This is a genomic window from Desulfomicrobium norvegicum (genome assembly GCF_900114595.1).
Lineage (GTDB): Bacteria > Desulfobacterota > Desulfovibrionia > Desulfovibrionales > Desulfomicrobiaceae > Desulfomicrobium > Desulfomicrobium macestii.
Genome location: NZ_FOTO01000002.1, coordinates 240,629 through 252,827 on the forward strand (window position 1 = coordinate 240,629; position 12,199 = coordinate 252,827).

At 61.4% G+C, this 12,199-nt stretch carries 8 protein-coding genes; 4 read left to right on the top strand and 4 right to left on the bottom strand.

Annotation, left to right across the window (positions count from 1 at the left end):
* Nucleotides 1–21: 21 nt before the first annotated feature.
* Nucleotides 22–1,095 (bottom strand): adenine nucleotide alpha hydrolase family protein, encoded by a 1,074-nt coding sequence (locus BMZ24_RS05105; protein WP_092189954.1) that lies wholly within the window; start codon nucleotides 1,093–1,095, stop codon nucleotides 22–24.
* Nucleotides 1,096–1,284: 189 nt separating this feature from the next.
* Here BMZ24_RS05105 and recA point away from each other — a divergent pair, with 189 nt between their 5' ends.
* Together recA and alaS are read left to right on the top strand one after the other, a co-directional pair.
* Nucleotides 1,285–2,343, top strand: coding sequence for a recombinase RecA (recA, locus tag BMZ24_RS05110; RefSeq protein WP_092189956.1), 1,059 nt, complete (start codon nucleotides 1,285–1,287; stop codon nucleotides 2,341–2,343).
* A gap of 181 nt (nucleotides 2,344–2,524) precedes the next feature.
* Nucleotides 2,525–5,164, top strand: a complete 2,640-nt coding sequence (gene alaS, locus BMZ24_RS05115; RefSeq protein ID WP_092189958.1) for an alanine--tRNA ligase — start codon at nucleotides 2,525–2,527, stop codon at nucleotides 5,162–5,164.
* A gap of 141 nt (nucleotides 5,165–5,305) precedes the next feature.
* On the opposite strand, the gene BMZ24_RS05120 is transcribed toward alaS, so the two are convergent.
* Nucleotides 5,306–5,671, bottom strand: a complete 366-nt coding sequence (locus tag BMZ24_RS05120) for a hypothetical protein (protein ID WP_092189960.1) — start codon at nucleotides 5,669–5,671, stop codon at nucleotides 5,306–5,308.
* A gap of 407 nt (nucleotides 5,672–6,078) precedes the next feature.
* Between BMZ24_RS05120 and BMZ24_RS05125 the strand changes: the two genes are divergently transcribed.
* Both BMZ24_RS05125 and metG read left to right on the top strand, forming a co-directional pair.
* Nucleotides 6,079–7,377, top strand: coding sequence for a PSP1 domain-containing protein (locus BMZ24_RS05125; RefSeq protein ID WP_092189962.1), 1,299 nt, complete (start codon nucleotides 6,079–6,081; stop codon nucleotides 7,375–7,377).
* A 24-nt stretch (nucleotides 7,378–7,401) separates the two neighbouring features.
* Complete coding sequence (gene metG, locus BMZ24_RS05130; protein ID WP_092189964.1) at nucleotides 7,402–9,348, top strand: methionine--tRNA ligase; 1,947 nt, start codon at nucleotides 7,402–7,404, stop codon at nucleotides 9,346–9,348.
* Between the two features lie 215 nt (nucleotides 9,349–9,563).
* Here metG and BMZ24_RS05135 read toward each other — a convergent pair whose 3' ends face one another.
* Nucleotides 9,564–11,246: a formate--tetrahydrofolate ligase gene (locus BMZ24_RS05135; RefSeq protein WP_208599803.1), complete on the bottom strand. Its 1,683-nt coding sequence runs from the start codon at nucleotides 11,244–11,246 to the stop codon at nucleotides 9,564–9,566.
* A gap of 14 nt (nucleotides 11,247–11,260) precedes the next feature.
* Nucleotides 11,261–12,133 carry a UDP-N-acetylmuramate dehydrogenase gene (gene murB, locus BMZ24_RS05140; RefSeq protein ID WP_092189966.1) on the bottom strand — a complete coding sequence of 291 codons (873 nt, stop codon included), beginning with the start codon at nucleotides 12,131–12,133 and terminating at the stop codon, nucleotides 11,261–11,263.
* Nucleotides 12,134–12,199: the final 66 nt, after the last annotated feature.

Consider the following 12,199-nt stretch of genomic DNA (forward strand, 5'->3'; position numbering starts at 1 on the left):
AGGCGGAAAATGTCGAAACGGTCAGATTTCGGCCAGCGTTCGCTCCCAAATCTTCTGTTGCGCCCGGGTCTGGGGCCAGGTCAGATTGTCCTCGAAGCCGTGGGGCCTGTCGGGGCGGACTGAAATGATGCGTTCCGCGCCGTGGCGCTCGATGGAAACTTCCACGGCATCACCGTGCATTCTGGCCTTGGGGGAAAAGGATGCCAGGCAGGCCGCCGCTTCGGCCAGGATCTCATCGGTCCAGTTCAGTCCGGGAATCGGGACGCCGACGGCGCTGGGCCCGGGGAAGCTTTTGAGTTCGAAGACGTACTGCTCGGGGCTGACCAGCTTCAGGAGTTTCTGGTTATCCCTGTAGTCCCGGCCCATGACCATCCAGTGGCCGGTGACCGTGTCGGCTTCCCTGCGCCAGAGTTGGCGTCCGACGTTGGCCAGATCGAAATACGGGGCGAGGGGTTTTGGGAATGTGCGCAGGATGGGCCAGTAGCGCCGGGCCGATTCCCGCTCTCCGAGGCGGCATCCACCTGCCTGGGTCGGAATCTTGGTCACGCCCATCTCCTTGGCCAGGGCGTATTGTCCTTTGCGCCCGCGGCCGACCAGAGAGCGCAGCTTGGCGCGATCGATCAGCCCTGATTCCTCCATAGGCGTGACGGGAAGCAGGCCGGCGCTCAAGGGGCGCAGCAGCACTTCGCGGACATCGGCGTCGTTGCGGATGATGTTCAGGGTGTCGGCGCGTTGCGACATGGGGCGCTGTCCGAGAACCTCGCCGGAGATTATGTATGATGCCTCGTAGACCGGCAGCAGCTTTTTGGCCCGGCGCAGCATCAGGATCTTGCAGTCCACACAGGGGTTCAGGACCTTGCCGAAGCCGTGGGGGGGGAACGCGGCCATGAGGTCCACGAACTCCTGACCCACGTCGATGGCCGTGATGGGGATGCCGTATTCCCGTTCCCATTCGGGCACCTGCTCCGGCTTGCCGAAAAAAGGGCTGACGAAATGCAGCCCCAGAACCTTGTGTCCGAGGCTTTGCATCAGCTTGCTGGCCAGGATGCTGTCCAGGCCGCCGGAGAAAAGGGAGAGCGCGTCAAAGGTGTTCATGCCCGTGCTGCTAGCCAAAGCCCGGGGGCGGCGCAAGGATGAAAATACATACGTGCCCCCCATTTTCACGCACTGCGCGGGAATTGTACGAATTTCCCGGCGACCTGAATAATTGTCTTCCAAAACCATATTTGCTACGAATCACTGCTTGTCCGTTTTTCGGAAACCCCAACTTTCATGGAGCTGCTCATGGCCCGACCAAAAAACGTTTCTCCCGAAGATGCCCGCCGCGAAGCGCTGGAAACCGCGCTGGCAACAATCGAGCGCCGCTACGGCCTGGGCTCGGTCATGCGTCTTTCCGATACATCCCATCAGGTGGTCCCGGTCATTCCCACGGGCTCCATCGGTCTCGATCTGGCGCTGGGCGTGGGCGGCATTCCGCGCGGCAGGGTCACTGAAATTTTCGGGCCTGAATCCTCCGGTAAAACCACCCAGGCCCTGCACATCATCGCCGAAGCCCAGAAGCGCGGCGGCGTGGCGGCCTTCATCGACGCCGAGCACGCCCTGGATATCAATTACGCCCGCAGGCTCGGGGTCAAGACCGAGGATCTGCTCATTTCACAGCCCGACTACGGCGAGCAGGCCCTGGAGATCGCGGACATGCTGGTCCGCTCCAGCGCCGTGGACGTGGTCGTGGTCGACTCCGTGGCCGCCCTCATCCCCCAGGCCGAACTGGAAGGGAGCATGGGCGAGACCCAGGTCGGCGGGCAGGCCCGGCTCATGTCTCATGCCATGCGCAAGCTGACCGGCACGATCCACAAGTCGCGCACATCCATCATTTTCATCAATCAGCTGCGCATGAAGATCGGCATGACCGGTTACGGCAGCCCCGAGACCACCACAGGCGGCAACGCGCTGAAGTTCTACGCTTCCGTGCGTCTGGACCTGCGCCGCATCCAGACCCTCAAGGACAAGGAAGAGTCCTACGGCAACCGGGTGCGGGTCAAGGTCGTCAAGAACAAGATGGCTCCGCCCTTCCGCGAAGCCGAGTACGACGTGCTTTTCGGCACCGGCATCTCGCGTGTCGGAGAACTGCTCGACCTTGGCGTCGAGCAGGGCATCGTCGACAAGAGCGGCGCCTGGTACGCCTTTGGTTCGGAACGGCTGGGCCAGGGCAAGGAGAATGTCCGCGCCTTTTTGCAGGACAACGACGATTTGCGCATGCAGATCGAACGCGCCCTGCTCGAACACCTGGGCATGCCCGTTCCGGAGCAGGAAGCGCCGGTTGAGCTTGCGCCCGTCGAATAGCTCTTTTCGGCTGAATTTTTCGTTGAACGTAAAGTGAAAAGCATGGATTTCCGCCTTCGCGGGGATGACGACAAACTGCCGCGTCAGGGATGCGTCATTTCCGTCAAGGCTTGAGTCTGTGCCTTTTTTATAAATATCTAGGCCCTGCAAGGAACAGGCAGGGTGAAACGAGGTGGATAAAGTGATCAGTGCCGGCGAAATTCGCAAACGGTTTTTGGAATATTTCCGGGAGCACGGACACAGCGTGCAGCCCAGCTCATCCCTGGTGCCCCAGGACGACCCGACCCTTCTGTTCACCAACGCGGGCATGGTCCAATTCAAGAAAATCTTCCTGGGCCAGGAAAAGCGCGACTACACAAGGGCGGCCACATCCCAGAAATGTCTGCGTGTCGGCGGCAAGCACAACGATCTTGAAAACGTGGGACGCACTGCGCGCCACCACACCTTTTTCGAGATGCTCGGCAATTTTTCCTTTGGCGATTATTTCAAGGAAGACGCCATCCGTCTGGCCTGGAATTTCGTGACCGTGGAGCTGGGCCTCGATAAGGAAAAGCTCTTTGTGTCCATCTTCCGCGATGACGACGAAGCAGGAGAGCTGTGGCGCAAGGTGGCCGGCGTGCCTGCGGAGCGCATCTTCCGCCTGGGCGAGAAGGACAATTTCTGGGCCATGGGCGACACCGGCCCCTGCGGCCCGTGTTCCGAAATCTATGTGGACCAGGGCGCGGACATGGCCTGCGGCCCGGACTGCGGCATCGGCAAGTGCGACTGCGACAGGTACCTTGAAATCTGGAACCTGGTCTTCATGCAGTTCAATCGTTCCGATGACGGAACTCTGACCCCCCTTCCCAAGCCCAGCATCGACACGGGCATGGGTCTTGAGCGCATCACGGCCGTTTGTCAGGGCAAGCGCTCCAACTTCGACACCGACCTTTTCCAGGGCCTCATCCAGACCATGGCCAAAAAGGCAGGCGTGGCCTACCATCAGGGCGAGGACTCGGACACGGCGCTGCGCGTCATCGCCGACCACAGCCGTTCCATCGCCTTTCTGCTGGCCGACGGCATGCTGCCTTCCAATGAAGGGCGCGGCTACGTGCTGCGCCGTCTGATCCGCCGCGCCTATCGTTTCGGCAAGCTGCTTGGTTTTGACGAGCCCTTTCTGTGCGACACCGCTGACCAGGTCGTGAGCGAGATGGGTGGCACTTTTCCGGAGCTCGTCGCCAGCAGGGAGTTCATGGTCCGCGTCGTGCGCCAGGAAGAAGAGCGTTTCGGCGAAACCTTGGACAAGGGCCTGCGCATTCTGGAGGACGAGATGGCCAGCCTCAAGGCGGGCGGCCTTTCGACCATCAGCGGCGAGACGGCTTTCAAGCTCTATGACACCTACGGTTTCCCGCTCGATATCGTCAACGATATCGCTGAAAAGCAGGGTTTCAGCGTGGATGAAGCCGGTTTTCGCGAGCACATGGCCGTGCAGAAAAAGAAATCCAAGCAGGCTTGGGCGGGTTCCGGCGACAAGGGGCTGGCCGGACAATTCGCATCCCTCACGGGAGCGGGGCTGGAGTCGGAATTCATCGGCTACGACTGCCTGGCCGCGACCAGCCGCATTGTCGCATTGCTTGACGCCGAGGGGCAGCCGGTCGAGCGTTTGAATTCAGGCACGGGCTTCATGGTCACCTTGAAGACTCCTTTCTACGGCGAGTCGGGCGGACAGATGGGAGACACCGGCCGCGTGCAGGCGCCCACGGGCAGTGCCAGGGTCCTGGACACCCTGAAGCCCGCTGCCGGACTCATCGTGCACAAGATCGAAGTCGGAGGCGGAGAGATTCTGGCCGACCAGGAAGTGGAACTTTTTGTCGAGGAGGGCGAGCGTATCGCCACGGCGCGCAACCACTCCGCCACTCACCTGCTGCACGCGGCCCTGCGCCGGGTGCTGGGCGAACATGTCAAGCAGGCCGGGTCCCTGGTCGGGCCTTCACGGCTTCGCTTCGACTTTACGCACATAAGCGGCCTTTCGGCGGAAGAACTGCAAAAGGTCGAGGACGAGGTCAACCGGGCCATCCTGGCCGATGCGCCCATCGTCACCCAGGTCATGTCCTATGATGCGGCCGTGCAGCAGAAGCAGGCCATGGCCCTTTTCGGGGAAAAATACGAGGCCGACGTGCGCGTGGTCGAGATGGCGGGCGAATCCGTTGAACTCTGCGGCGGAACCCATTTGTCCTCCACGGGGCAGGCCGGAACGTTCGTCATTCTTTCCGAGGCGGGCATCGCCGCGGGCGTGCGCCGCATCGAGGCCCTGACCGGCTGGGACGCCCTGCGTCACTGGCAGGCGCAGCGCGAGGAAGTGCGCTCGGCGGCAGTCGCGCTCAAGGCCGCGCCTCATGAGCTGGGCAAGAAGATCATCGCCCTGCAGGATCAGTCCAAGGCGCTGGCCCGCGAGCTGCAAACCCTGCAGGCCAAAGTCATGTCCGAGAGCGGCAAGGATCTGGCCTCGGAGGCCAAGGACATCGCCGGAATGAAGGTGCTGGCCAGAAAGATCGACGCACCGGACATGAACGCACTCAGGAATCTCATGGACGATCTGCGCTCCAAGCTCTCAAGCGGCATCATCGCCCTGGCCGCCGAGATCGACGGCAAGGCCATGCTCGTGCTCGCGGTCAGCAAGGATCTGCACGGGCGCTACACGGCCCCGGCGCTCATCAAGGAAGTCTCGGGGGAGATCAAGGGCGGCGGCGGCGGCCGGCCCGACCTGGCTCAGGCCGGAGGCTCGGAGCCAGAGGGCATAGACCGGGCGCTGGCGAAGCTGGAAGCCTTCCTCGCCAAGTAAAAGCAAGGAGCCGCCGAACATGGCGGCTCTTTTTTTTAGGCAAGCCCGGGGGCGCGAATTTGCCTCGCGGACGCATCGAAGCGCTTCGCGCGGCGGGATTTGTCAGGTTTTACAATGCGTTGCCGGGTGCGGTCCGAAGGACTACACCGTCACGCTGATCATGGAATTGACGGTGCGGGTCTGAAAGGCTTGTTGGCTGTAGGCTCCTGCGCGGAGGCGCTGCAGGTTCGCGTTTTGGGAATAGTCTCCGGCGGGTCTGTACGGGGAAACGTGCTGGGTCAGATACTGTAGTTCCAGTTCCTGCGCGAAATCCTTGAGGATTTTTGGCGCGGGTTCGTCCAGGGAGATGTTTTGGGTGCTCAGGCTTACGCCGAGCTTGCCGAGCTGCACGGCAACGGTGCGGGTGGATACCTTCGCCATGAGCATTTCCCGCGACTGCCCGCCATTCCACTTCGCGTCGGAGCCAAGGCTCTGACTGGAATATGAATTTAGGGGATCGACGGTCATGGGGAAGTCCTTCCTGCACGGGATTTTAGTACTGCTTACGATTGCCGGGGGATTTTGACAAGCACGAGAAAAATGCCGCCTTCCCGGCAACTTGCATGGCAAGCTGTGCGGCTTGAAGCATGCGGAGTCCGGGAGCGTACGCTACCTGGGGCAGATATCGCCGTCTTTGAGGACGTCATCAACGCGTCTTCGGGCAAAGGCGCATAAGCCCTTTGCCATGGGGCGTGGGTGCCACGGCCCCGGAAATCGCGCGAAGGCCGGGACTTCTCCAGCTTGTCACTTTCGTATTCTCCCGATACACAACCGGTTCCGGGTATTCGCTCGGAACCGGTTGCTTGCGCCTTTGCGCACCGTGAATCCGTTACCGTTTTTCCGTTGCCGTCGACAGGCAAATTTTAGGATATGTTATGGCTCAATACGTTGGTGTTTCTTTCAGACGCCAGGGACAGATATATTATTTTTTGGCAACGCCGTTCGTGCTTTCCCTGCATGACATGGTCCTGGTCAAAACCGAGGAAGGGATCGGATTCGGGGAGATAGTGGCCTTGCGCGACAGTCTGCCCGAAGGCCTGGACCTGGAGTCGATCAAACCGATCTATCGCCCGGCCACGGCCGAAGATGTGGAGATTGGCCGTGAAAATGACGAGCTGGCCAAAGACGCCCGCAAGTACTGCCAGAAATCCATGGCGCGGATGAATCTGGACATGAAGCTTGTGGACGTTGAGATCTACTTCGACAAAAGCAAGATGATCTTCTACTTCACGGCTCCGGGCCGGGTCGATTTTCGGGAACTGGTCAAGGATCTGGTGCGAAATTACCGCACCCGCATCGAGTTACGCCAGATCGGCGTGCGTCATGAAACGCAGATGATCGGGGCGCTCGGCAATTGCGGACAGATGTGCTGCTGCCGCCGCTACCTGCGGCGCTTCGAGCCGGTGACCATCAAGATGGCCAAGGACCAGAACCTCTTTTTGAATCCGGCGAAGATTTCCGGGGTTTGTGGGCGCCTGCTGTGCTGCCTGGCCTACGAGAAAGAAAATTATGCGGATTTTCAGCGCCGTGCCCCCAAGCTGGGCCGCCGCTACATGACCACGCAGGGCCCCATGAAAACCCTGCGGGCCAACATGTTTCGAGATTCCGTCAGCGTTCTGAACGAGGTCGGGGATGAGCTGGATTTTTCCCTGGCCGACTGGGCGGCCATGGTCCTGCCGGATCAGCCGCGCATGACCACCCGTGACGATGCCCCCGAGGACGTCCCGGCCGAGCTGGCCGCGCTCATGGACCCGGAGCTCAGAAACAAGACCGCGCGCCCGGAGCGCAGGCCCAAACCCCCTCGCAGGGATCAGCGTCCCCGCTCCGGCGGTGAGCGCCCCTCCGGCCCCAAAACGGATCGCCCGGAGCGTTCCGAACGGACTGATCGTTCCGAACGTTCAGATCGCCCAGATCGCCCAGATCGCCCAGATCGTCCAGATCGTTCCGATCGCCCCGCTCGTTCCGATCGGCCAGACCGTCCTGATCGGCCCGATCGTGGTCCTTCCCGTCCCAAAAGCGACGATGCGCCGACGCCGCCCGCAGACCGCCCCGAGAGCCGGCCGGAGGGTTCCGATCAGCAGCGCGAACGCAAGGAATACCGGCCCAGGGACAAGCGGCGAAGGTCAGGTCCCGGGCGCAAGGATCATTCACCCAAGCCCTCCGGGCAGCAATAAATTCCGGCAGACAAGGAGAATCGCTTGAAACCGTTTTTCATATCCACACCCATATACTACGTGAACGCCCGGCCCCATCTGGGGCACGGATATACGACCATTGTCGCCGACAGCGTGAGCCGTTTCCATCGCCTCAAGGGCGACGCGACATTTTTTCTGACCGGCACGGACGAGCATGGCGACAAGATCGTGCAGGCCGCCGAGGCGGCCGGACAGGATCCCAAGGCCTATTCCGACACCATCAGCCAGCTCTTCAAGGACCTCTGGCCCGTGCTGGAAGTGACCAACGATCAGTTCATCCGGACCACGGACCTGAAGCACAAGGCGTGCGTGCGTCACGTCTTGCAGACCGTGTACGACAAGGGAGACATCTACTTCGACGAGTACGGCGGGCACTACTGCTTCGGGTGCGAGCGTTTCTACACGGACAAGGAGCTGGTGGACGGCAAGTGCCCGGACCATCAGACCGTGCCCACGTTCATCAAGGAAAAGAACTACTTTTTCCGCATGAGCAAGTATCTGGAGCCGCTGCGCGAGCATATCGAGGCCAATCCGGACTTCATCCAGCCCGAGCGCTATCGTAACGAGGTCCTGTCCATGCTCAAGGAGGACCTGGGCGATCTGTGCATTTCCCGGCCGAAGACGCGGCTGACCTGGGGCATCGAGCTGCCCTTCGATTCCGATTTTGTCACCTATGTGTGGTTCGACGCGCTCATCAACTACATTTCGGCTCTTGGCTATCCCGACGGCGAGGATTTCCGCAAATACTGGTCCGGGGCGCATCATCTGGTGGCCAAGGACATCCTGAAGCCGCACGCCGTGTTCTGGCCGACCATGCTCATGTCGGCGGGGATTCCGCTCTACAAGGGGCTGCGCGTGCATGGGTACTGGACCGTGAACGAGACCAAGATGTCCAAGAGCATAGGCAACGTCGTCGCCCCGCTGGACATGGCCCAGAAATACGGCCTCAGCGCTTTTCGCTACTTTCTGCTGTCGGAGATGAGCTTCGGCCAGGACTCCTCTTTCAGCGAGGACGCCCTGGTTGGACGCTTCAACGCCGACCTGGCCAACGATCTGGGCAATCTCTTTTCGCGCAGCCTGTCCATGACCCACAAGTATTTCGGAGGGGTGGTGCCTGAATGCGGGGAGCTGCTCGATCTCGATCGGGAGGTGCTTGAACTCGGGCACAATGCCATGGCCAATTATCAGACCCAGTTCGAACACTTCCAGTTTTCAAGAGCGCTCAAATCCCTGTGGGAGCTGGTCCGCCATCTGAACAAATACATCGATTCTTCGGCTCCCTGGACCCTCTACAAGAACAAGGACATGAATCGCCTGGGGACGGTACTCTACGTCATCCTCGAAGGCATGCGCAAGGTGGCCGTGCATCTGTGGCCCGTCATGCCGAGCACGAGCGAGACCATGCTGGCCCAGCTCGGGGTGAAGTTCAGCGTCGAGAGCACGGACCTCGAGTCCGAGACTTCCTCCTGGTTTGGCCTGGCTCCCGGCACGCCCGTCGCGGAGCGTTCCAACCTTTTCCCCCGCCAGGATCTGGAGCAGCGGGAGGAGAAGGCCGTCGAGCCCAAGAAGGCCAAGCCCGCCAAGGAGCCAAAGCCTGAACCCAAGATTGCGATGGCCTGCCCGGAATGCATCGAGTTCGAGGATTTTGCCAAGGTCGATCTGCGTGTAGGCACGGTGCTTGAGGCGAATCCTCATCCCGAAGCGGACCGCCTGCTGGTGCTCAAGATCGATACCGCCGACGAAACGCCGCGTCAGGTCGTGGCCGGTATCGCCGAGTTCTTCAAGCCCGAGGAACTGGTGGGCCGGCAAGTGGTCGTGGTCGCCAATCTGAAACCGCGCAAGCTGCGTGGCCTGGTTTCCCAGGGCATGGTGCTGGCGGTGAAGAAGGAAGGGGGCCTTGCTTTGCTTGGGCCGAGTTCGGAAGTGGCCAACGGTGGCAAGGTATCCTGATCAGGGCCGCAGCCCCGGATTCTTGATTTGAAAAGCAGAATCCCCGCCTTCGCGGGGATGAAATAATGGTGAAGCGAGTGGCCAGGGCGCTGGCCGGAACCCCGACCAGCCGCCTTGCGCCCGCGTCATTCCCGCGAAGGCGGGAATCCATCTTCCAGACTTATCCGACGGGCCCGCGCCATCATTTGGTGCGGGCCCGTTTTTTTGCTGGCTTCCTAGAAAAGTCCGCTGATCACACCCTTTTCGTCGATGTCGATTTTTTCCGCCGAGGGCACTTCCGGCAGGCCGGGCATGCGCATCATGTTGCCGGTGATGGGGACCAGAAACCCCGCTCCAGAGGCGATCTCGACTTCGCGCACGGTGGCTACGAAATCCCGTGGGCGGCCGCGCAGCCCCGGCTGGTCCGAGAGGGAGCTTTGGGTCTTGGCGATGCACACGGGCAATCCCTCAAGGCCCAGTTGCTTGACTTTTTCCAGATCCTTCAGCGCGCCGGGCGCATATTCCACCGAGGCCGCGCCGTAGACGCGGGTGGCGATGATCTCGATCTTTTCGCGCACGCTCTGGTTCCAGTCGTACAGCGGCTTGTAGTGCGCGGTGCACTGGTCGGCCGTGGCCGCGACAAGTTCCGCCAGTTCTTCGGCCCCTTCCCCGCCCTTCTCCCAGGCTTCCATGACGGCGGCCTGCACCCCCATGAACTGACAGTGGTCGAGGATGACCTGATGCTCTTCATCCGTGTCCGTGGCGAAGCGGTTGATGGCCACGATGGGCGTGAGATGGAAGAGGCGCACGTTCTCGATCTGCTTGGTGAGATTCTCAAGCCCCCGGCTGATGGCCTTGGCATTGGGCACGGGCAGGTGCGCAAGCTCGACCCCTCCATGGTATTTGAGCGCCCGCACCGTGGCCACCAGGACCACTGCGCAGGGGTCGAATCCGGCGGACTGGCACTTGATGTCCAGAAACTTTTCACCGCCAAGGTCAAAGCCGAAACCCGCCTCCGTGACCACGTAGTCGGCCAGGCAAAGGCCCGTGCGGGTGGCGATGACCGTGTTGGTGCCTTGGGCGATGTTGGCGAAGGGACCGCCGTGCATGATGGCCGGGTTGCCTTCCAGGGACTGGATGAGGTTGGGCTTGACGGCTTCCTTGAGCAGGGCGGCCATGGCTCCCTGGGCGTTCAGGTCCCGGGCGTGGATGGGTTCGCGGGCAAAGGTGAACCCGAGAAAGATGTCACCCAGGCGGCGTTTGAGGTCCGGCAGATCGTCGGCCAGGCAGAGGATGGCCATGATCTCCGAGGCCGCCGTGATGTCGAAGCCGGTTTCGCGGGGTACGCCGTGTGCCAGGCCTCCCAGACCGCAGACCAGACGCCGAAGCGAGCGGTCGTTCATGTCCATGACCCGCTTCCAGGCCACGGTCCGGCCGTCGAGATTGAGCGAGCGGTTTTTGCTCTGCAGATTGTTGTCGATGAGGGCGGCCAGCAGGTTGTTGGCTTTTTCGATGGCGGCGAAGTCCCCGGTGAAGTGGAGGTTGATGTCCTCCATGGGCAAAAGCTGCGAATAGCCGCCGCCGGTGGCGCCGCCCTTGATGCCGAACACCGGGCCGAGCGACGGTTCGCGCAGCACGACCATGGACTTCTTGCCGATGCGGTTCAGCCCGTCGTTCAACCCGATGGACACGGTGGTCTTGCCCTCACCGGCCGGGGTTGGGGTGATGGCCGAAACGAGGATGAGCTTGCCGTATTTGCACTGGTCCTTTTCGGCCAGGGCCAGCGGGAGCTTGGCCTTGTATTTGCCATAGGGTTCGAGCTGGTCGTCCCCGAGGCCGAGTTTTGCCGCGATGTCGCGGATGTGATGCATCTTGGCTTTTTGGGCGATGTCGATGTCGGACTGCACGGCCTTGGGCATGGGGCTCTCCTGGCTTATTTGTGATCGGGGCAGAAGGGGCAGAGGCACTGTTCGAGTTCGAGTTCGTAGCCGAAACGCTCCCGCACGGTTTTGCGGCAAATCTCGACCAGGTCGAGCACATCCCGGCATGTGGCGTTGTCGACGTTGACGATGAATCCTGCGTGTTTTTCCGAAACCTGCGCTCCGCCCACGCGCAGGCCCTTGAGGCCCGCCTGATCGATGAGCTGGGAAGCGTAGGCTCCTGTGGGACGTTTGAAGACGCTGCCGGCGGATGGAAATTCAAGCGGCTGCTTTTCCTTGCGCCGGGCCAGTATTTCCTTGCGCTTGATCAGCAGGGGGCTAGGGTCGGATTGCGGCAGATTCCAGGTTCCGGCCAGCACGACCGCTTCGCGCAGGGCCAGGGCCTGGCGGTAGCCGAACCCGCATTCCTCTTTGGGAATGTCGATCACGCGTCCGCCTTTGGTCAGGATCGTGACGCAGACGAGGTGGTCCGAGATTTCGTGGCCGTAGGCACCGGCGTTCATGTACAGCGCGCCGCCGAGAGTTCCTGGAATGCCCGACAGGCATTCGATTCCTCCCAGACCCTCGCGCAGGCATTCCAGAACCCAGGCGTCCATGGTCTTTCCGGCTTCCGCGCGCACGGTGCCGCCATCACGGACGCAGGCCGTCATTTCGCTGGTGGAGATGACGGGCAGGAGGATTTCGTCGTCCGGGAAAAGGGTGTTGGCCCCGCCGCCGTGAATCCAGAAAGCAGTGTTTTCGGAGCGATGACGGAGCACGATTTCCGCCAATTCCTGCGCGTTTTCCGGGAAAAAGATATCTTTTGCCACGCCTCCGATACGGAAGGTGCAATAGTTCTTGAGGGGGACGTTTTGGAGGTGCTTCATGCTTTGTGCCTAAGTACTCCCGCTGCCTGAAGGGTGCAATATTGCGGTGCGGCCGTTGACCATGTA